The following is an 18,723-nucleotide window of genomic DNA, read 5'->3' on the forward strand; positions in this document are numbered from 1 at the left end:
TCATGGCCAAGTTCAAATTGATCCAGAAGCCGACCTTCAAGGCGCCGGTGATGATCCAGCGCGCCGGTTACAGCGCCGAGAAGGTGGAGTTCGAGTTCAAGTACCTGGACCGCACAGCGCTCGCCGAGCTGTACACAGGCTGGAACGAGCGGCACGACGAGCTGAGCAAACAGGTAGGAGAAATGGACCTCAAGGCATTCACGGCTGCTCAGATCGATCTGCAGGCGGACCAGCTGCTTGACGTCGTCGTTGGCTGGGACATCGAGGAAAAGTTTACGCCTGAAAATGTGCGAATCCTCGTAAACTCGATCAACTCAGCGCCGAAGGCCGTGCTGAATGCCTACGCCGAAGCTTTCAATGAGGCCCGCCTGGGAAACTCCTAAGCGCTGCACGCGCGCTCTATGAGCCAACGCTAGAGGGCACGGATGCCTTCGGCTTCAACGCGGATGACTACGCGACAGAGGTCTGCATCTGGCCGGACAACTGGGAAGCCTTCAAAGTCTTCGAGGCCATGAGCACCCAGTGGCGCACAGGCGCGTGCGGCGCAACAGGCATGGACTACAGCGTTCTCTCCGGTGTGATCCGGATGTGTGGTGTGCCGATCAGCCAGCGACAAACCATTTTCAGCGACTTCCGGCGGATGGAGGCCGAAGCCCTGCAGGTGATGAGCGAGAGCAGGACGTAGACAATCAACATGACGCGGCATTGCCGCAGGAGTGGGTATGCAAAAGAGTGATCAGTTCAGCCCGGTAATCGCTTGGCGCTCGATTCTGGGTAATAAGCCAAATCGGGAGCCAGTCGAAATTGATGTTCAGGACGGGCGCGCCGAGTACTTGCTCAGCGGCCCGTACAATCTTTCCGAGGGCGGTAAAATCGAAGTTGTCGGTGGCAAGCTTCTTTTTACCGGAAGCAGAACGAAGGTCAGTTGATGTGATGGAAGGCTCTATCGAAATTGCCGTCGCCGAAGTAGTTAAGATCATCAGCCAAGATCAGCGCATACCTTGATCCAACGCTTTTTAGCGCGTCGTAGATGGTCCCAAAATCCGACTCTGACAAAAAGGTGATGACACCGCACCCCACTTCAACACCTTTGTAGGCGAATTTCTCCGCTACTGGGATGTAGTCGTCTTTCGCGGTAACGATAATATAGGGGAAGATGGTTTGTCCTTCGTTCACATTGACCTCCAGGTCATAAAAGCGCCGATATTGGCGCTATCCCAGTCCGTGGGCTTGCAGGCGAAGGACTGGGGAATCCTTTACGCTTTTGTTTGGGTTTTGACGATTAGCCGCCATTTTAAGTCAGGACCGAACACTGTCGGGTGCTGGTGGTGGTTTTGTGGGGGGAATTTGTCACCTTTGTTTGAGGTGATTTCATCGCCACAGCCCTCGCAGCGATAGATGCCAGAGGCCGGAACTATGCTCCCGATCTGGTGTAGGTCGTTCCAGTCGCCGCCGCCGAGAATAGTTGGCGTCTCATGGAAGACGTACTTTGCCGTTTCTTTCGTTACGATCGCCATTTTCCGTCCTGCCCTGGTTAGAAATGAGGCACAAAGCTACTACGTCAATCCCTGGCCCAGTTACTGGCATTCCATCCACACTGGATGCCTGGCCAGGCGCCAACCCACGAGTACCCCGCCCATGCGGCGCTTTGGCGCTTCCTGATGAAAATGGTAGATTGCTTTTCTTGATCAAGGAGAAGGGTCTATGTCTAGTGAATCGGGAGTGGTTGGCTCTCTAATGCTGTTTTTTATTGGTGGTGTGCTTTATTTCTTGCCAACTATTAACGGCAAAAGCAGAAAGCACCCAAATACGGACTCCATATTTCTTCTTAACTTATTTTTGGGGTGGACTCTCATAGGGTGGGTGGTTGCGCTGGTCTGGTCAACATCCGCCATAAGTAAGCCTGTGGAAGCGAAGAGCAGCGCCACCGCTCCAGAAATCGACAGATACGAAGCCCTTGAAAAGCTTGTGTCCATGAAGGAGCGCGGATTTATTTCGGAAGATGAGTTCCAAGCCGAAAAAGCAAGACTGCTTCGAAGCTGAACATCAATACAGCCACCACCCGCTCCGGCGGGTTTTTTTATGCCCGGAGAAAAATAATGAGCACCAACTTCGCCTCCCTGGGCATTGCCGTTGAGTCCTCGCAAGCAGCAAAGGCCGCTGACGACCTGGATAAATTGGTCGACTCGGCAGAAGGTGCACAGAAGGCGATCGACGACCTAGGCAAGACTGGTGAAGGCTTGGCCAGCACGGGCAAGAAGATCACTCAGGCAGAAAATGAGGTAGCCCAAGGCGTCGATAAGTCCACTGCCGCGATAGATCGCAGATCCGGTGCAAGCCGCAAAGCGACTGAAAGCGCCGCCGCAGAGATCACCGTTATCAGCCAGCTCGACAAGGCGATGACGGGCAATATCGACAGCATTGAATCTTTGGTGCGGGCAGAGGGTTTGTTGGAACGCGCTCGCAAAGGTGGCTTGGTCACTATCGAAGATCAGGCAAAGTATCAAGATCAGCTAGGTAAGGCTTACGACAAAATCGAGAAGGCCGAAGCCAAGGAGTTGGCGCAGAAACAGAAGCTGATTGACGCCGAAAACCGCCAGATTGAGGCGCTGAAACGCACCGTAAACGGGATTGACCCGGTGACCGCCAAGCTGGCGAAGTTGGAGGCCCAAGAGAAAGCGCTAAACGACCTGCACAAAACAGGTCAGATAGATGCCGAACGATACCAGGATGCCCTTGCCAAGATCGGTAAGGACCGTGCCGGGCTGACCGCGACGGAGACTGCGTTCGACAAATTGAAGCTCGGCACTCGCCAAGCCCAAGAGAACGTAATGCAGCTTGCCAACGCCCTGCAGTCGGGCGATCTGGGGAGCGGTGCGCGAGCCATTGCACAATTGGGTGCTGGTGCCGGCGAATCAGCGCGAAGTCTGGCGGGGATGATAATTCCAGCCGGTCTACTGGTGACCGTTCTTGGGTCGCTTGGCTACGCCTATTTTGATGCAATGAAACAGGCGCGCGAGTTCAATGCCGCAATTAATGGCGGAACCAATGGCGCCGGCCAGACAATTGCCAGCTTGAAGGATATGGCCGACGGCGCCGGGCGAATCACTGGAAATCTATCCGGCGCGCGTGAAGCGGTTGTGTCGCTTGCGTCGGGCGCCGCAACAAGCGGCACGCAGATGCGCAACCTGGCTGAGGCTGCGGCAGCGATCAGCGAAATCACGGGGCAGGGCGCTGGCGAACTCGCGAAGTCTTTCGCCACTGCCGGTGATACAGCGACAGAGGCTGCAGGAAAAATCAGCAGCCAGTATGGGTTGCTTACCCTGGATCAGTACCAAGTGATCAAGGGGATTGATGACCAAGGCGATCATCAGCGCGCACTTGATGTCCTGAGTGGAAACTTGAATGAGGCGGCTCTAGAGCGCCTCAAGGCTTATCGAGGCTCTCTCTCCGATATTGAGCGAGATTGGGATGACATCGGAAACGCGACAAAACGCGCATATTCCTACATTCGGTCGGAAGCGTTTCCAGACCTCGCGAAGCAAATAGAGCTGACCCAGCGCGTGCTTGATACACGCAAGGCGGGCGGAGTATCGGGGGCTATATCTGCGGGGCTGGGCAAGGCAAGCACGGCATTTGACTCGATGCTAGGACTGGAGGACACCGACTCAACCGAAGCGCTGGAGAGGAAACTCGCAAGCCTCAAGGCCAAGCAAGCAGCCAGTGCCAATCTGGCAATCATCACTGGCGAGAACACCGACGCAAACCAGAAAGCTATCAAGGTCCAAAAAGAACTGGATGCGCAGCTCGATGAGATTAACCCTCTAAACAAGCGCACAGCGGGGCTGGACAAGCTTAACGATAAATTCAGAACGCTTTACGAGAACGCTGAGAGGACGGGCCAAAAGTCCAAGCTTCTGGATGGCGTCGATTTTGACGGTAAAAAGTTCTCAGGGGGTGCTTACGACACCTTGCTGAAAGGGCTCAACGACAAAAACAAAGACCCCAAGGCCGCCAGCTCTCAAGTCGACCTAACCAGCTTCAATAACGCAAAAAACAATCTGTCCGACATCGTCAATGAATACCGGAATGCCCAGAAGGAGCTGGAGGCCGAGCAGAAGGCTGGTGTGGTATCGCTGTCGGACTATGCCAAGCAACGGTCGGCCCTGATCAATCAGGAAAAGGACGATGTTACCGCGGCGTACCAGGCTGAGATTGATGCCCTCGAGGCGGCGAAAGGTAAGAAGTCCACGACAGCGGCGCAAAGCATCCAGCTTGACCAGAAGATCGCCGATGCTCGCACTGGAATGGTTAAAGCTCAAAAGGATGCCGACAGTCAGCTGACGATCATCGCCACAAGCGAGAAGGGTCGCCTTGAGCAACTGACGGCCGCCTCGGAGGCGTACGTCAATCAGCTGGAGCGACAGCGGGCCGCACTGGAAGCGGCCGGCTCCCGCGCAGCAAACGGGCTGGGCCTGGGTGACCGGCAAGCAGCACTGCAAGCGAATCTCGACGCAACCACGGACAAGTTCAACGACGAGCGCGCGAAGCTGCTGGATCTCCGCAAGACCGCGCCTGACAAGTACAGCCAGGAAGAATACTTGCGCGACCTAGCCAGCCTGGAAGATGCGGAGAGGAAGTACCGCGACACCGTGGTCGACAACTACGACAAGATGTCGGAAGCCCAAGGCGATTGGCGCAGTGGTGCTTCGTCAGCTTTCCAGAACTACCTGCAGTCTGCCAATGATGTGGCTGGCCAGACCAAGAGCCTGTTCACCAATGCCTTTTCCAGCATGGAGGACGCGGTCGCGAATTTTGCTGTCACCGGCAAACTTTCGTTTTCCGACTTCACCAAGTCGATCCTGGCGGACATGGCGCGCATCGCTACTCGGCAAGCGGCGTCCAGCATTTTTTCCAGCCTGGCTGGCAGTGCCCTGGGAGCTTATTTCGGTGGCGGCGGTGCTGCGGCAGGCGCTGGCAGTTTCGGTTCAAGCATCGGCAGCGCTATCACTGCCAACGCCAAGGGAGGCGTCTACGACTCGCCAAGCTTGTCGAGCTTCAGCAGCCAGGTTCACGACAAGCCGCAGATGTTCGCTTTCGCTAAGGGCGCGGGCATCTTCGCCGAAGCCGGGCCGGAGGCGATCATGCCGCTGACTAGGACCGCCGGCGGCGAGCTTGGGGTGCGCGCGCTGGGCGGTGACGGTGGGGGAAGCGGTGGCAACACCGAGTCGAAGACGGAGATCACCATCAACATCAATCGTAATGGTGAAGCTGATGCGACCGCAGATACTGCGATGGGTCAAAAGCTGGCCCCGCAGTTCCTTACCTTGATCCGGGCTGAGATCGCAGCAAATGAACGCAGAACGTTGAGCCCCAGCGGGGGCGCAACGTGGCGCGTGATCAACGGGAGATAAGCAGCGGCAATGATTCGCCGTTAAATTTCGGTCAGGGATGACCGGACCTTATCAAGGACGAGTTGCTCAAGCTGGCGATAGGTCAGATCTTTCGCGCCCTCATGCTCGAAAGTCACCCCGAAGGTTCCGCTGGCCTGTCCATCTTCCATCTCTAGCGAAATTGTGACACTCCCGCCGATGCTGGTTTTCCCAATGTCCGGAGTGTCTTCGTAGACGCTTACTTCTGCCAGTTTCATTTTCATGTAATTACCCATTTCCTTGGTCAAAAAATCATTCTACCCGGAGCCATCATGGCGATCGAGACATTCACCTGGCCCACCCAGCACGGGGAGGCGCCCGATATCACGTATCGGGTGCGCACCTCGCAGTTCGGGGACGGCTACAAGCAAGAGGTCGGGGACGGAATCAACAATAAAGTCGATGCCTACCCGATCACCCACACCGGCAACACATCCTCAGCCGTGGCGATGATGGCCTTCTTCGACCGTCACAAGGGCGCCAAGGCCTTCTTGTGGACCACGCCACTAGGCCAGCTCGGCCTGTTCACATGCAAAAACCCAACCCCGACCCCCATGGGTGGGGGCGTATTCAAAGTGACGGCGACATTCGAGCGCGCCTTCCACCCGTAAAGGTCAATCCATGTCGCTGATCAATGCTATCCAGACTCTTGAGCCTGGCAACGAAGTCATGCTGTTCGAGCTGGACGGCAGCGACTACGGCGCCGATGTCCTGCGTTTCCATGGTCATGCGATACCGCACACGCCTGCAGAACTGATCGCCGCCGGCGGCAACGCTGACCAACTGCCAGCCAAGGCGATCTGGTGGAAGGGCGAAGAGTACGGCGCCTGGCCCATGCAGTACGAGGGCAGCGAGGCGAATGGTGACGGCACTGCGGTACGCCCGAAGCTCTCGGTCGGCAACGTCAACGGGCGAATCACCGTGCTCTGCCTGGCCTTCGAGGATCTACTCGAGTTCAAGCTGACTATCCGCAACACGCTGGCGGAGTTCCTCGACGCAGTGAACTTCGAAGGCGGCAACATCACGGCCGATCCCACCCAGGAATCGATCGAGGTCTGGTATGTCGACCAGAAGACCAACGAGGACGGCGAGACGGTCAGTTGGGACTTGGCCAGCCCTGGTGATGTCGGCGGCGAGACGATCGGCCGGCAGATGACTACGTTATGCCACTGGTGCCTCACGGGGGGTTACAGAGGCCCCAATTGCGGATACACCGGGCCCTACGTCACAAAGGACGGGGTAGTCACCGACAACCCTGAGTTGGACGAGTGCGACGGAACCCTTGGTAAGGGCTGCGACCCGCGCTTCGGCACGGATAACCCATTGCCATTCGGCGGCTTCCCCGCTGTGTCCTTGATCGCCCGGAGCTGACCATGCGCAAACACATCCTTGCTGCCATCCAGGCGCATGCGGTCGCCGAGTACCCGAAAGAGTGCTGCGGGCTGGTACTGGCCGTGGGCAGGGCGCAGAAATACTTCCCGTGCCGGAACATCGCCACCGAGCCAAACGAAGAGTTCCGGCTCGAGCCGGAGGACTACGCCGCGGCGGAAGATGAGGGCCAGGTGATCGGCATCGTGCACTCGCATCCGGACGCCACCAGCAGGCCGTCGTCGCGAGACCTGGCGATGTGTGAGGCCACGGCCTTGCCTTGGCACATTCTGTCCTGGCCTGAGGGCGACCTGCGCACGATCACGCCGACCGGCAGCACGGCGCTGCTCAAGCGCCCGTTCGTACACGGCGCCTGGGACTGCTGGCAGGTCTGCGCGGATTGGTACCAGCGCGACTGGGGCCTTGAGTTCGAGTCCTTCCAGCGGGCTGATGGCTGGTGGGAGAGCGCAGACAGCACCAGCTTGTACGAGGCGAACTACGCCGCCGCCGGCTTCGAGCAGGTCGACACCCCGCAGCGCGGCGACATGATCGTGATGGAGGTCGGCCGCACGGCCCACCCAAACCACGCAGGGATATACCTGGGGACAGAGCCGGAGCTGCCTGGCGAAGATTCTGGCGTGTTCGGCCCCGGCCCCTTTGTGCTGCACCACCTGTATGGCCGGCCGTCCGAGGTAATCGTCTACGGCGGCCCGTGGCTCCAGCGCACCCGCTTAATTCTTCGACACAAGGAGGCTAGATGAGCGCCATCGTTTATTCGCCGATGACCACTATCAAGTTGTCCGGCTCGCTGGCCCAGAAGTTCGGCAGGCTGCACCGGCGCCAGGTTGGCTCGGGCGATACCTGGGAGGTGTTCAGGGCGCTGAAGTCAACCATTGACGGGTTCGAAGCAGAGATCCGGCGACTTGACCGGCTCGGCCTGCGCTTCGCCATCTTCCGCAACCGGAAGAACGCCGGGCAGGATCAATTCGGCATGGGTGGGACCAAGGAAGTTCGGATTGTGCCGGTGGTAGAGGGCGCAAAGCGCGCCGGCCTGCTCCAAACAATCATCGGCGTTGTACTGATCGCCGCGTCTTATTTTACCGGAGGTGCGACCCTCAGTACTGGCATCGCATTACTCGCCGGCGGTGTGATTCAGATGCTTAGTCCCCAGGCGTCCGGACTCAAGCAAAGCGCCTCACCAGAAAACATGCCCAGCTACGCGTTCGGCTCGGCCAAGAACACCACGGCTAGCGGCAACCCTGTTCCCATTTGCATCGGTGAGCGCCGGTGGGGCGGGGCAATTATCTCGGCATCGATTTACGCCGAGGACAAGACATAGACACGACGATGCGAACAAGCCGCCCAAGAGGCGGTTTTTTATTGCCTGGAGGAAAGCATGGGCGCAGCACAGAAGCTGGACATACACGGGTCAAAAGGTGGCGAGAGTAAGCCTAAGTCGCCGGTAGAGGCGCCCGACAGCCTGCGCTCAACCAACCTTGCGAAGATCCTGATCGCCATAGGCGAGGGCGAATTTGACGGAACCCCGACGGCGCGCGACATCTTCCTCGATAACACTCCTATCCAGGATGCGAGCGGCAACTTCAACTTCACCAATGTGAAGTGGGATTGGCGTCCCGGCTCCGTAGATCAGACCTACATTCCAGGTATTCCGTCTGTAGACAATGAAACGTCGCTGAATATTGAGTTACGTAGCGGTACCCCTTGGGTGCAGTCGCTGACCAACCTGCAGCTTTCGGCGGCGCGCATCCGTCTGGCAACGCCACGACTGGCGAGCCAGGATAGCGAAGGCAATATCAACGGCTATCGCATTGAATACGCAGTCGACGTGGCAACGGATGGCGGTGCCTATCAGGAGGTGTTGGTCGGCGCATTGGCGGGAAAGACCACTACTCGATATGAGAGGTCCCTGCGCATTGATCTGCCTCCTGCAACAAGTGGCTGGCTGATCCGTGTTCGTCGCATTACGCCAAACCAGAACACCGACAAGATTGCGGACAGCCTGTTCATTGCCGGTTACACGCAGGTGATCGACGCGAAGCTCCGCTACCCGAACACTGCGCTTTTGTTCATCGAGTTCGACGCCGAGCAGTTCACCAATATTCCGGCCGTCACCGTGAAGTGCAAGGCCCGCCGCTGGCAGGTGCCTAGCAACTATGATCCAGTGGCCCGCACGTACTCTGGCGCCTGGGACGGTACGATGAAGGAGGCCTGGACCAACAACCCGGCCTGGATCACCTACGGGATCTGCACCCAGGACCGTTTCGGCCTGGGCCGCCGCATCAAGCCGTGGATGGTGGACAAGTGGGAGCTGTACCGCATCGCGCAATACTGCGACCAGATGGTGCCCAATGGTGCTGATGGCGTTGAGCCGCGCTTCCTGTGCGACATGAACCTGCAGGGCAAGGCCGACGCTTGGTCACTGCTGCGCGACATCGCCGGTATCTATCGCGGGATGACGTACTGGGCCCAGGGCCAGTTGGTCATGCAGGCTGATATGCCTCGGGCGCAGGACATCGATTACGTCTTCACCCGGTCCAACGTCATCGACGGCAAGATCTCCTACGGCAGCGCCTCGGCGAAGACCCGCTTCACTCGCTGTCTGGTCAGCTACGACAACCCGCTCAACAACTACGACACCGACGTCACGGTCTATTCAGACCTGCCGCTACAGCGCCGCCTGGGCGACAAGCCGACTGAGATCAGTGCCATCGGTTGCACCCGGGCATCTGAAGCCCAGCGTCGGGCAAAATGGCTAGTCCTGAGCAACAACCAGGACCGCACGATCAGCTTCAGGACCGGCATGGAAGGCCGTATCCCGCTGCCTGGCTTCATCATTCCGGTTGCCGACTCGCTGCTGGCTGGCCGGGAGATCGGCGGGCGCATTGCGGCAGCGGCGGGGAAGGTCATCACCTTAGACCGCGACACCCTGGCGAAGGCCGGTGACCGGCTGGTGATCAATCTACCGGGCGGGCGGGCAGAAGGACGCACCGTGGAAAGCGTGAGCGGTCGTAATGTAACCGTGACCGTGGCCTACAGTGAGGCACCTGCTGCACAACTCCAGTGGGCGATCGACGCTGACGACCTGGCAATCCCTCTATATAGAGTGATGCGAACCGCACGGACGCCAGAGGGTGATTACGACATCAGCGCTTTGCAGTACGAGCCAAGCAAGTTCTCCAGCATTGATACCGGCGCACGCCTGGAAGAACGCCCAATCAGCGTGATTCCGATCACTGTGGTTCCGGCACCGGCGAGCGTCACGATCACATCGAACATTTCCATCGACCAGGGCCTGGCCATCAGCACCATGAACATCTCGTGGCCCGCTGTTGCTGGCGCCGTCGCCTATGACGTGGAGTGGCGCAAGGACAACGGCAACTGGATCAAGGTGCAGCGTACAGGCTCGACGAGCGTGGACGTCACCGGTATTTACTCGGGCGCCTACCTGGCTCGGGTTCGCGCAGTGAGCGCCTTTGAAATCTCGTCGATCTGGAAAAACTCCAACCTGACCAATCTGGAAGGAAAGACCGGCCTGCCGCCTGCGGTGTCGTTCCTGACCACCAAAAGCGAACTGTTCGGGATCAGCATCAAGTGGGGCTTCCCTGCTGGCGCCGAGGATACCCAGCGTACCGAGCTTTGGTATGGCCCGGCGAATAACCTGCCGGCCGCGACGAAGCTGGCCGACCTGGCATATCCGCAGGCCGACTACCGGATGCAGTCCCTGTTGGCGGGCGCAACGCTGTTCTTCTGGGCGCGCCTGGTGGACCGTACCGGCAACATCGGTCCGTTCTATCCGGTGGTGAATGGGGTGATGGGGCAAGCCAGTTCTGATGCTGGGCCGATTCTTGAGCAGATCAAGGGGCAGATAGACGAAACCTCCCTTGGCCAGCTGCTGAAGGAGCGCATTGACCTTATCGACGGCAACGGCCCTGGCTCGGTCAATGGGCGCATCGAAGCGGCCAAGGATGAGCTGGAAGGGCTGATTGACCAGATCGTCGATGCGCTGGAGTACGATCCTGCGAAGGCGTACGCGCTTAACGATATCGTCCGCATGGGTCAGCACCTGTATCAGGCGAACGGCCCAGTACCGGCGAACAGTCCGCCGCCGAACGCTACCTACTGGACCGACATCGGCATGGTAACTCAGACGGTGAATGCCCTGGTAACGCAGGTTCAGCAGAACTCGGCGACTATCAACCAGCATGGCCAGGACATCACGGCCCAGGCGCAACAGCTCAATGCGGTGAAGGTCACGGTCAACGATCCAGTAACGGGCGTGAACGCCACGGCCAGCGGGTTAAGCACCCTCAAGGCCACGGTTACCACGCTAGACGGCAAGGTCACCACCACGGCGCAGCGGGTTGACGGCATTTACTTGCAGGTCAATCCACCACTCCAGGGTGATGACACTGCGCTGATCGGTTCGGACGAAAGCTACGTTGGCGTCTGGTCTGTTCAGTCCGCCCTGATCGAGGGTGACCTGGTGCAGGGGCAGCGAACCGACACAGTGGAAGTGAAGGTGGCCAACAACGCCGCCGCGGTGGTCGCTGAGCAAACCGCCAGAATCAATGCCTACGGCGCATTGTCGTCCAGCATTGAGACGGTCAAGAACTCGGTTAACGGCAACACCTTGGCTATCCAGACCAACACCACGGCAATTCAAACGGTCGACGGCAAGGTCACGGCTAACTGGTCGGTGCGGATGCAGTACGAGACCGCCACCGGGCTCTACAAGTACGCCGGTATCGGTCTTGGCCTGGAGAATGGGCCTGGCGGCTTGCAGTCGCAGTTCATCATTGACGCTGACAGGTTCGCCATCGGCCAGGCAGGTTCAGTACCGTTCGCGGTCCAGGATGGGCAGACCTTTATCAAGGCCGCGTTCATCCAGGACGGCACAATAACAAACGCCAAGATCGGTAACTACATCCAGTCGAACAACTATGACCCAGGCAAGACGGGTTGGAAGTTATTCTTCGACGGGACGTTTGAAATGAACGGCGTTGTTCCTGGGCAGGGCAGAGCAACGATGACTAATCGCTCGTTGCGATTTTGGGACAACGGGAATATCAAGCGCGTCCAAATCGGAGATTTGAGCGAATGAGTTTCGGTCTGAGAATATGGTCTTCATCTGGCGTGCTGGAATTCGATACGGGCACTTCAACTTATAGGGTTGTTCTGTCCGTACTTGTTTCATATGCGGGCGAGGGTAGATCAACAAAAACGTTTTCTGTGCCTGGCTGCAGTCCTAGCAATTCAGTATGTTTCATGCTGCCAATCAACAATAATAATGACGACAGCCTATCAACTAATAGGCAGTTGGAGTGTGAGATGGGGAATGGAGTAGTTTCTGTAAGAAACTTTCTAGGTCAGAGGCCGAATGATTCTATTTCCCTGGCGACGATGCGTTTAATAGTTATGAGGTGGGCTTGATGAGTTATGGTCTAGAGGTGGTTAATGACGCTGGATCTGTCTCTCTTGATTCCGAATATGCGAGGCTGTGTGTTTTTCACAAAGGCACGTATACAGCGGGCGCTTCCATTGTGTTTGCTTCAGCTATTGACACGCCGGAGCCTCCTCTTATCTTTATTCGGCCTCAAAGTAACGGGTCGTTCATTCAGCTAGGGGTTCTGCTGGCTGGATCACCCGGCGCATGGACAGGGTGTAGTATCACATCGGGGCAGGCTCACTCAGGCGCTATTTTTGTTGCGGCCTTTTCATCGAAGCCAACCGCATCTTATGGGTTGAGACTGTGGGCAGCGGATGGCAAGCAAATATTCGATTCTGGTACTCAGGCGGCAGTCTTTACCAGAGTTGTGCAGAACTGGACATATACCCACTCGACTACCAGCGGTCAAGGTATCGGGACGAATTGGTATTCGGTGCCGATGAGCTATGAGCTAGGCGATTACCTAATGATAAATAATGCAAGAATGCCAATGATGGGAGGGAATAATGAAAGTAGGACGACGGGGCTAAGATTTGACTTCGCTGCGTCGGTTTTAAGGTTCAGTGTTACAGGTGTAACTAATCCTTTTTACTTTCTGCTTCCGGCTGTATTTGGAAAACTCTCTGTTTGAAATTTTGGAGTTTAGATAGATGGCAAGACAAGAAATCAATATTGGTACCGCGCCAACAGGAGCAGGCGGAGACACTACTCGCAGCACCGCCGTAAAGATAAACGCTATGACCCAAGAGCTTTACAGCAGGAATTCTTTGTTGGGCTCTGCATCCAATCGAAATGTAGGCTTGAATGAAGGTAATGTAATGGAAGTAGCTGCTTCTGCGGCTGTTGTGGGCAACTCTTCTTTCGCGCTTGATGGTAGCCGGTTTATTTCTCATCTCGATGGCACTACTACTGGGGGCGCACCTGGCGCACCTAATGCTGTGGGGATTCGCTCAAGGTTTGCGGATAACAGCCTTTGGGCTGTTGACATCGTTGCTGGCGTTTACCAGACCGCCGCCGGTCTGTACTGGCGCCAGGTGAACGCAAGTGGCATCCCGCTTGGGTGGCGGCAGATATACGACACAACAAATACCACCCGTGCCCAAGATGGCACCCTCAAGGCGATTTAATCATGGCAAGAGCAGCAATTAATATCGTGGGCGAGACCGGCGCGAAGTTCGATCTGACCTCGCTGGGCGGTACAGAAGTCGACAGCTACCGCTCTGGTGTCGGGGTGTATTGCGTCACGGGCACCCTGGGCATGGTTCCTTTTCCGCCATTGGACCAGGGCTGGGGCTACTCGCTGCATCCTTCGGAGAATACCGCAAAGGTCGATATTGCTTTCGCTGAAGGCCTGTTGACCGTGACCGTCACTATGGATGGCGAACCCTACGATCTGAAAACGATGGTCACGCTTCACATCCTGGTGCCCGATATTCCGCTGGAGCAAGTGCCGGAGCTTCCGCCGGTTGTCGTGGACCCACTAGAATCTGCCCAGGCTGAGATCATCCGTCTGCGTGCCGTCGCGGATTACGCCGTTGCGCCGCTGCAGGATGCGGTGGACGTCGACGAGGCTACGGATGCAGAGTTTGCCCAGCTTAAAGACTGGAAGAAGTACCGCGTTGCGCTGAGCCGAGTGCCCGAGCAGGAGCATTACCCGGACGCTATCGAGTGGCCCGTGGTTCCGGCCTGATCGCCGATCTGGAAACCATCACCGCCTTGTGCGGTTTTTTTTCGCCTGGAGAAAAGCATGAACGCAACCGAGAAAGACCGGGACATCCTGGCGCGCACGCTGCGGGGTGGGCGATGAGGGAGATTCCTGTACCCGCCGGGGTCAGCCTCGACGCCATTGAGTGGCGCCTCTGTCACGCATCTGGCGATTACGAGGTGAGCGAATACGGCCATGTGCGTAGGCGCACACCAGGTCGCCACACCTTTCCGGGCAAGATCCTATCGTTCTGCTGGCATCACGCTGGATACCCGCGCTTCAAGATCACCATCAATGGCAAGAACAAGGCATTCGAAGCTCATCGCCTCGTCGCAATGGCATTCCTCGGTCCTCCATCCGGAGATCGAAACGAGGTAGCTCACGGCGATGGCGACCCCCGAAATACGCATTACTCGAACTTGTCCTGGAAGACGCGCGCCGAAAACGAGAGCGACAAGATTGCCCACGGCACAATCCCGGCAGGCACGAAAAACGGCGGTGCAAAACTTAACGACGACCTGGTCCTGAAAATCAGGGCGCGCCGGATGACTGGTGCAAGCCTGACCACTATTGGCCGGGAATTCGGCGTCGCCTTCCAGACCATTTCCAAAATCGTCAACCGAAAATCCTGGAGTCATATCTAATGAATGCGACTGAGAAAGACCGCGATATTTTGGCGCGGACAATATTCGGTGAGGCCCGCGGTGAGGGGCTGGACGGGCAGATCGCCGTGGCCTGGACCATCCGCAACCGTGTGTTCGACGGCAAGGCCAAATCATGGTGGGGCGAGGGCTACGCCGGTGTATGCCTGAAATCCTGGCAGTTCAGCTGCTGGAACCAGAACGATCCGAACTACGCCTACCTGAGCGGTGCAAAGCAGATCCCGGCCGCGCAGTTCGCCCAGGCCCAACGTGCGGCTGACCAGGTGATGTCTGGTGCGGTACCGGATCCAACTGGCGGCGCCACGCACTACTACGCAACCACAATGCCCAAGGCCCCGGCCTGGGCGGCGAAGGCCAAGCAGACGCTGCGTCTTGGTCACCACATCTTCTTCAAGGATGTGCCGTGATGACGCCCGTACAGAAGCTGATCGGCCTGGGGCTGGCAATCCTGCTGGCGCTGGCCATCGGCTTTGGCGGGGCGTGGCAAGTTCAGGACTGGCGCCTGGGTAAGAAGATGGCTGAGCGTATCGCGGAGCAGGGCGCCCACCACCAGAAGGAACTGGATGCAATCACTGGCGAGGCCTGGCGTCAGCAGTCGGCTGAGCTGGATAAGCGCCTGGCCACCGAGGAAAAGCTCGCGCTCCAGGATCAACAACACACCAAGGAATTATCCGATGCCCAACGCAACCAGGTTCGCCTGCGTGATCAGCTTGCTACTGCTGATGTCCGGCTGTCAGTCCTCATTGCCGAGGATTCAGCCAGTAGCTGCAACGTGCCTACCGCCCCCGGCGCCGTCGGTGTGGTTCATGCAGCCCGTCGAGCCCAACTTGACCCAGCGCATGCGCAACGAATTGTCCGCATCACCGATGACGGGGACAACGCCATAATAGCCTTGCGTGCGTGCCAGGCGTACGTCAGGGCTGTGGCTCCTTGAGTGCCCGCAGCTCTGCCAGCAATCGCTGGTTTTCCCTGAGAAGGTGGTCTCTCTGCTCCGTGATTATCGCCAACCCGTTTAACTGGCGGCCCTGGGCTGAGTTTTCCAGGTTCAAGGTAGCAACTTGGGATAGTGCGCCTTTCAGGGCCGTCTCGGCCTGATCCTTTCCGGTCATCAGCAGGTCGTTCATCTGCACCAGGCCGGCGATATTCGCCCGTGCTCGACGCAGCATGCGCTCTGTCTCCACGAGCTCATCCACGAGGATTGAGCATTGGTGCTGGTACATCTCCAGCGGAGTGGGGCAGCCGAGCCAATCGTCGGTGTCCATGTCTACGTTCATAGCGTGAATCTCAAATACTGTATGTGCGTACAGTAATCGAGGTGTTGCTGGTTTGGGGAGTGGTGTTCGTCGGCAGGACGCCTGGGAGGGTGGCTATCTGTCTAATACTACCTGTTGCTAATACGGTTTCATTGGCCCTAAAGCCTTCAAAATGAGGTTAGGGTTTTAGACAGATGCGACCCGAAAGCCACGCGGTGCGTGGCCTGCACATCGCTCAAGCCCATACTGCTGCATCATCGGGGTGTGGGAGGACAGATCGGAGGTGTTTTTACTCATTGGGTAATAGGCAAATTCGTTGAAAGTGATGGGGCAAAGGGGGCGCTTGGCCCAGCATTTTTTGCGATGGCGGCAAGGTTAACACGCGAGGTGGCGGGTTCGCAGGTTGCAAACGGCTAGGTAAAAAGCAAATTAACCCAATAAAAAGCCCGGCACAGGGCCGGGCTTCGAAAGGCGGTGTGCAATCAAGCTCTTTTCGCTTCTGCCTTCATCATCACGAGATTCTGCTGCTTGGTCGCTTCAGTCAGAACCTCACTGTAGACGCGCTTTTTCTGCTCGGATTTTGCGTCACGGATAAAGTCGGCAAAGGAGCTTTTTGCGCCTTTGGACAAGCCCAGCTTGATCGATATCATCAACGCGCTCCTGATGGTGGCCCGAGCTTAGCCGCTAGATCGGCCCGTGTATGCTGCTCGGGAATATGGTAGTCAATTTTGTCGACACCTGCTTTGTAAAGTCGTCCAGAGTTGTCGATATGCTTGATGAGCAAATCCACGTGAACGTCGCCTCCGTACTCTAGCTTAAGGGCGTTCACTACGTCACGTGCCGCAAAGTACTGCTCGATGAAATGCTCTTTACGAATTCTCCGACCTTCGGCCTCCTCGCGAGCGTTCACGAAATCCCAAGCAAGCATGGGGTTTTGATACACATACAAGATCTGTACGAATCTGCCCTTTTTCAATGAGCGTTCCACATTGCTTCTAGCTATTTTTAGATTCGAAAAGGTGCCATCGAGCAGGAAGGATTGTCGTTGATCCAATGCGAGGTCGACGATTTTTTCGACCAAAATAGATACGCCTGGTTGAAACAGCCACGAGTTCGCCCCCTGATACGCTGCAAACTCCTTGCGAAGCTCATCGGGGTCGATCCTTAGGATGGGGGTGTCGGCGAACAGGTTCACGAGAGCGATTGAGGCCTCGGTTTTTCCTGCTCCGGGTGATCCTGCCATGAAGACGGACACCGGCGACTCTTCTGATGGATAGATAGCTTTGTCTGTCAGCCGTTTGGCAATTGATTTTTTATTTGAGCGGGCAAAGCGCAGTGCTTCTTCTGAAATATCAATCTCTGCCGGTGTCATTCTCCCTGCTTCGGGAAATGCGGTCTGTTCCATTAAACATCCCCATCTGTTTCGGTGGTGAGGTAGAGACTATCACGCGATTCCAGCTCCTTTACTGGCCGAAACGTCACTTAATGCATCCGTTTTATGTATAGATATGCAAATTAGCATTTGCCAACCCCCAAAACTCCCGTCACTATCCGCGCTATGCAAAAACGCAACGTTTCTATCGTCTTAAGAGAATTGCTGGACCGCGACCGGATCTCCCCCACGGAGCTTCACCGACGCACTGGCGTGCCTCAATCCACACTGTCCCGGATCCTCAGCGGCAAGATCGTTGATCCGTCGGATAAACACATCTCCCGTATCGCCGAGTATTTCCGCGTGAGCACTGATTACCTGCGCGGGCGCGCAGCAGTGGGCGCTTTGCGCGATGACGGGCGCGACCCGATGCATTCGGAACTCAAGGACATAAGCCTGTGGGACGACGACACCCCCGTTAATGATGACGAGGTGTCGATCCCCTTTCTGCGCGAGGTTGAATTGGCTGCTGGATCAGGAAGATTCGTCATCGAGGAAAGCGAGAAGGCCAGCCTGCGGTTCGGCAAGCGCAGCCTGCGGCATAACGGTGTGCAGTTCGACCAGGCCAAGTGCGTGACGGTGCGCGGCAACAGTATGTTGCCGGTGTTGCGCGACGGCGCCACGGTAGGGGTGAATGCCGGCAAGAGCGGCATTGGCGACATCGTCGATGGCGACCTGTATGCCATCAATCACAACGGCCAGTTGCGGGTTAAACAGCTCTACCGCCTGCCTTCCGGGATTCGCCTGCGCAGCTTCAACCGTGATGAACATCCGGATGAGGATTACAGCTTTCAGGAGATCCAGGATGAGCAGATCAGTATCCTCGGTCATGTTTTCTGGTGGGGCATGTACGCCCGCTAACCTCCACGCGTAAGAAGAAACCCGCCCATGTGCGGGTTTTTTTTCGGCCCTAGAAAACCGGCCAAGCCCAAGCCCGCAAGGCTTCCAATGCATTCGTGCATTTTCATGGCAAAAATAAATGCATCTGTGCATTGACTGTATATGCATACATGCATATTCTTCACCTCAAGCCAGCCAACAAGGCCTGGTGGAGGCGGCAAGGATGCTGCCAAGGAAGACAAGGAAGGCACGCAACATCGGCAAGGACGCCATCGAAGCGATGGCACGGATGCCAGGCAACACCGGCAAGGATGCCGACGCTCTTTAGTTTCAACGCTTCAACAACAGGCAGCGATGAACCGGCCTTAACGGTTCAGAGGGTTGGCAACTGACCCGGGTGTGCAGCGTAAAGCACCAGAAGCAGTTATCCGGCAGACAGGGATCGTGGTCGGAAAAACATCGAGGAAAGGACCGTACCGCGCCAGTAGCGCCGAAAGTCCGAGGACATCATTACTGAAAAGCCCGGGCGACCGGGCTTTTTGGAATGCCTACCTACCCAAGCAT

22 protein-coding genes and 1 pseudogene are annotated in these 18,723 nt (G+C 57.1%); 17 read left to right on the forward strand and 6 right to left on the reverse strand.

Translation table 11 applies throughout. The features are described from left to right. Positions 1-2 precede the first annotated feature (2 nt). The 3 genes and pseudogenes from A7K61_RS08040 to A7K61_RS08050 all read left to right on the forward strand — a co-directional run bounded on the left by A7K61_RS08040 (position 3) and on the right by A7K61_RS08050 (position 929). The gene (locus A7K61_RS08040; protein WP_069557363.1) at positions 3-383 is read left to right on the forward strand and encodes a phage tail assembly chaperone; all 381 of its coding nucleotides are present in this window, start codon (positions 3-5) and stop codon (positions 381-383) included. A 47-nt stretch (positions 384-430) separates the two neighbouring features. After that, positions 431-685 (forward strand): annotated as a pseudogene (locus A7K61_RS08045) (DUF1799 domain-containing protein); the annotation flags it as partial. A 37-nt stretch (positions 686-722) separates the two neighbouring features. After that, positions 723-929 carry a hypothetical protein gene (locus tag A7K61_RS08050; RefSeq protein ID WP_069557365.1) on the forward strand — a complete coding sequence of 69 codons (207 nt, stop codon included), beginning with the start codon at positions 723-725 and terminating at the stop codon, positions 927-929. Here A7K61_RS08050 and A7K61_RS08055 read toward each other — a convergent pair. Both A7K61_RS08055 and A7K61_RS08060 read right to left on the reverse strand, forming a co-directional pair. Then, entirely contained in the window at positions 922-1,176 is a 255-nt protein-coding gene (locus A7K61_RS08055; RefSeq protein WP_069557366.1) for a hypothetical protein, read from the reverse strand. The genes A7K61_RS08050 and A7K61_RS08055 overlap by 8 nt on opposite strands. An 80-nt stretch (positions 1,177-1,256) precedes the next feature. Further along, on the reverse strand, positions 1,257-1,517 hold the full coding sequence (locus A7K61_RS08060) for a protein L (protein ID WP_069557367.1): 261 nt from the start codon (positions 1,515-1,517) through the stop codon (positions 1,257-1,259). A 187-nt stretch (positions 1,518-1,704) separates the two neighbouring features. Here A7K61_RS08060 and A7K61_RS08065 point away from each other — a divergent pair, with 187 nt between their 5' ends. Further along, positions 1,705-2,043, forward strand: a complete 339-nt coding sequence (locus A7K61_RS08065) for a superinfection immunity protein (protein WP_069557368.1) — start codon at positions 1,705-1,707, stop codon at positions 2,041-2,043. 56 nt (positions 2,044-2,099) lie between these two features. Next, positions 2,100-5,414: a phage tail tape measure protein gene (locus A7K61_RS08070; RefSeq protein WP_069557369.1), complete on the forward strand. Its 3,315-nt coding sequence runs from the start codon at positions 2,100-2,102 to the stop codon at positions 5,412-5,414. A 20-nt stretch (positions 5,415-5,434) separates the two neighbouring features. On the opposite strand, the gene A7K61_RS08075 is transcribed toward A7K61_RS08070, so the two are convergent. Beyond that, entirely contained in the window at positions 5,435-5,656 is a 222-nt protein-coding gene (locus A7K61_RS08075; protein ID WP_069557370.1) for a hypothetical protein, read from the reverse strand. Between the two features lie 48 nt (positions 5,657-5,704). On the opposite strand from A7K61_RS08075, the gene A7K61_RS08080 reads away from it, so the two are divergent. The 11 genes from A7K61_RS08080 to A7K61_RS08125 all read left to right on the forward strand — a co-directional run bounded on the left by A7K61_RS08080 (position 5,705) and on the right by A7K61_RS08125 (position 15,568). Further along, positions 5,705-6,043, forward strand: coding sequence for a phage tail protein (locus A7K61_RS08080; protein WP_069557371.1), 339 nt, complete (start codon positions 5,705-5,707; stop codon positions 6,041-6,043). 10 nt (positions 6,044-6,053) lie between these two features. Beyond that, the gene (locus A7K61_RS08085; protein WP_069557372.1) at positions 6,054-6,803 is read left to right on the forward strand and encodes a phage minor tail protein L; all 750 of its coding nucleotides are present in this window, start codon (positions 6,054-6,056) and stop codon (positions 6,801-6,803) included. A 2-nt stretch (positions 6,804-6,805) separates the two neighbouring features. After that, entirely contained in the window at positions 6,806-7,561 is a 756-nt protein-coding gene (locus A7K61_RS08090) for a C40 family peptidase (protein WP_069557373.1), read from the forward strand. Continuing rightward, positions 7,558-8,139, forward strand: coding sequence for a tail assembly protein (locus A7K61_RS08095; RefSeq protein WP_069557374.1), 582 nt, complete (start codon positions 7,558-7,560; stop codon positions 8,137-8,139). Before A7K61_RS08090 ends, A7K61_RS08095 begins: the two co-directional genes overlap by 4 nt. Positions 8,140-8,196: 57 nt before the next feature. Beyond that, positions 8,197-11,922 carry a DUF1983 domain-containing protein gene (locus tag A7K61_RS08100; protein WP_069557375.1) on the forward strand — a complete coding sequence of 1,242 codons (3,726 nt, stop codon included), beginning with the start codon at positions 8,197-8,199 and terminating at the stop codon, positions 11,920-11,922. A 328-nt stretch (positions 11,923-12,250) separates the two neighbouring features. After that, positions 12,251-12,898, forward strand: a complete 648-nt coding sequence (locus tag A7K61_RS32280; protein WP_139129471.1) for a hypothetical protein — start codon at positions 12,251-12,253, stop codon at positions 12,896-12,898. Positions 12,899-12,917: 19 nt separating this feature from the next. Then, on the forward strand, positions 12,918-13,394 hold the full coding sequence (locus A7K61_RS32285) for a hypothetical protein (protein ID WP_139129472.1): 477 nt from the start codon (positions 12,918-12,920) through the stop codon (positions 13,392-13,394). A gap of 2 nt (positions 13,395-13,396) precedes the next feature. Continuing rightward, complete coding sequence (locus tag A7K61_RS34050) at positions 13,397-13,957, forward strand: tail fiber assembly protein (RefSeq protein WP_069557377.1); 561 nt, start codon at positions 13,397-13,399, stop codon at positions 13,955-13,957. After that, positions 13,936-14,616 carry an HNH endonuclease gene (locus tag A7K61_RS08115; protein WP_069557378.1) on the forward strand — a complete coding sequence of 227 codons (681 nt, stop codon included), beginning with the start codon at positions 13,936-13,938 and terminating at the stop codon, positions 14,614-14,616. Before A7K61_RS34050 ends, A7K61_RS08115 begins: the two co-directional genes overlap by 22 nt. Beyond that, on the forward strand, positions 14,616-15,041 hold the full coding sequence (locus A7K61_RS08120) for a cell wall hydrolase (protein WP_069557379.1): 426 nt from the start codon (positions 14,616-14,618) through the stop codon (positions 15,039-15,041). The genes A7K61_RS08115 and A7K61_RS08120 overlap by 1 nt, the downstream gene beginning before the upstream one ends. Beyond that, the gene (locus A7K61_RS08125; RefSeq protein ID WP_069557380.1) at positions 15,041-15,568 is read left to right on the forward strand and encodes a lysis system i-spanin subunit Rz; all 528 of its coding nucleotides are present in this window, start codon (positions 15,041-15,043) and stop codon (positions 15,566-15,568) included. The genes A7K61_RS08120 and A7K61_RS08125 overlap by 1 nt, the downstream gene beginning before the upstream one ends. On the opposite strand, the gene A7K61_RS08130 is transcribed toward A7K61_RS08125, so the two are convergent. From A7K61_RS08130 to A7K61_RS08135, 3 genes are all read right to left on the reverse strand, one after another. After that, positions 15,549-15,908 carry a hypothetical protein gene (locus A7K61_RS08130; protein ID WP_069557381.1) on the reverse strand — a complete coding sequence of 120 codons (360 nt, stop codon included), beginning with the start codon at positions 15,906-15,908 and terminating at the stop codon, positions 15,549-15,551. The two genes, A7K61_RS08125 and A7K61_RS08130, sit on opposite strands and share 20 nt — an antisense overlap. 461 nt (positions 15,909-16,369) lie before the next feature. Next, positions 16,370-16,537 (reverse strand): hypothetical protein, encoded by a 168-nt coding sequence (locus A7K61_RS33105; RefSeq protein WP_005785379.1) that lies wholly within the window; start codon positions 16,535-16,537, stop codon positions 16,370-16,372. Beyond that, on the reverse strand, positions 16,537-17,259 hold the full coding sequence (locus A7K61_RS08135; protein WP_069557382.1) for a zeta toxin family protein: 723 nt from the start codon (positions 17,257-17,259) through the stop codon (positions 16,537-16,539). The genes A7K61_RS33105 and A7K61_RS08135 overlap by 1 nt, the downstream gene beginning before the upstream one ends. A gap of 177 nt (positions 17,260-17,436) precedes the next feature. On the opposite strand from A7K61_RS08135, the gene A7K61_RS08140 reads away from it, so the two are divergent. Further along, on the forward strand, positions 17,437-18,180 hold the full coding sequence (locus A7K61_RS08140) for an XRE family transcriptional regulator (protein WP_169855582.1): 744 nt from the start codon (positions 17,437-17,439) through the stop codon (positions 18,178-18,180). Positions 18,181-18,723: the final 543 nt, after the last annotated feature.

The organism is Pseudomonas sp. AP42 (assembly GCF_001728935.1).
Lineage (GTDB): Bacteria > Pseudomonadota > Gammaproteobacteria > Pseudomonadales > Pseudomonadaceae > Aquipseudomonas > Aquipseudomonas lactis.

Bases quoted from the DNA above. Each gene is read 5' to 3' on its own strand.
- A7K61_RS08135 (WP_069557382.1), bottom strand. From the start codon at position 17,259: ATGACACCGGCAGAGATTGATATTTCAGAAGAAGCACTGCGCTTTGCC.
- A7K61_RS08070 (WP_069557369.1), top strand. From the start codon at position 2,100: ATGAGCACCAACTTCGCCTCCCTGGGCATTGCCGTTGAGTCCTCGCAA.
- A7K61_RS33105 (WP_005785379.1), bottom strand. From the start codon at position 16,537: ATGATATCGATCAAGCTGGGCTTGTCCAAAGGCGCAAAAAGCTCCTTT.
- A7K61_RS32280 (WP_139129471.1), top strand. From the start codon at position 12,251: ATGAGTTATGGTCTAGAGGTGGTTAATGACGCTGGATCTGTCTCTCTT.
- A7K61_RS08075 (WP_069557370.1), bottom strand. From the start codon at position 5,656: ATGAAAATGAAACTGGCAGAAGTAAGCGTCTACGAAGACACTCCGGAC.
- A7K61_RS08095 (WP_069557374.1), top strand. From the start codon at position 7,558: ATGAGCGCCATCGTTTATTCGCCGATGACCACTATCAAGTTGTCCGGC.
- A7K61_RS08065 (WP_069557368.1), top strand. From the start codon at position 1,705: ATGTCTAGTGAATCGGGAGTGGTTGGCTCTCTAATGCTGTTTTTTATT.
- A7K61_RS08040 (WP_069557363.1), top strand. From the start codon at position 3: ATGGCCAAGTTCAAATTGATCCAGAAGCCGACCTTCAAGGCGCCGGTG.
- A7K61_RS34050 (WP_069557377.1), top strand. From the start codon at position 13,397: ATGGCAAGAGCAGCAATTAATATCGTGGGCGAGACCGGCGCGAAGTTC.
- A7K61_RS08085 (WP_069557372.1), top strand. From the start codon at position 6,054: ATGTCGCTGATCAATGCTATCCAGACTCTTGAGCCTGGCAACGAAGTC.
- A7K61_RS32285 (WP_139129472.1), top strand. From the start codon at position 12,918: ATGGCAAGACAAGAAATCAATATTGGTACCGCGCCAACAGGAGCAGGC.
- A7K61_RS08050 (WP_069557365.1), top strand. From the start codon at position 723: ATGCAAAAGAGTGATCAGTTCAGCCCGGTAATCGCTTGGCGCTCGATT.
- A7K61_RS08090 (WP_069557373.1), top strand. From the start codon at position 6,806: ATGCGCAAACACATCCTTGCTGCCATCCAGGCGCATGCGGTCGCCGAG.
- A7K61_RS08060 (WP_069557367.1), bottom strand. From the start codon at position 1,517: ATGGCGATCGTAACGAAAGAAACGGCAAAGTACGTCTTCCATGAGACG.
- A7K61_RS08125 (WP_069557380.1), top strand. From the start codon at position 15,041: ATGACGCCCGTACAGAAGCTGATCGGCCTGGGGCTGGCAATCCTGCTG.
- A7K61_RS08130 (WP_069557381.1), bottom strand. From the start codon at position 15,908: ATGAACGTAGACATGGACACCGACGATTGGCTCGGCTGCCCCACTCCG.
- A7K61_RS08120 (WP_069557379.1), top strand. From the start codon at position 14,616: ATGAATGCGACTGAGAAAGACCGCGATATTTTGGCGCGGACAATATTC.
- A7K61_RS08080 (WP_069557371.1), top strand. From the start codon at position 5,705: ATGGCGATCGAGACATTCACCTGGCCCACCCAGCACGGGGAGGCGCCC.
- A7K61_RS08100 (WP_069557375.1), top strand. From the start codon at position 8,197: ATGGGCGCAGCACAGAAGCTGGACATACACGGGTCAAAAGGTGGCGAG.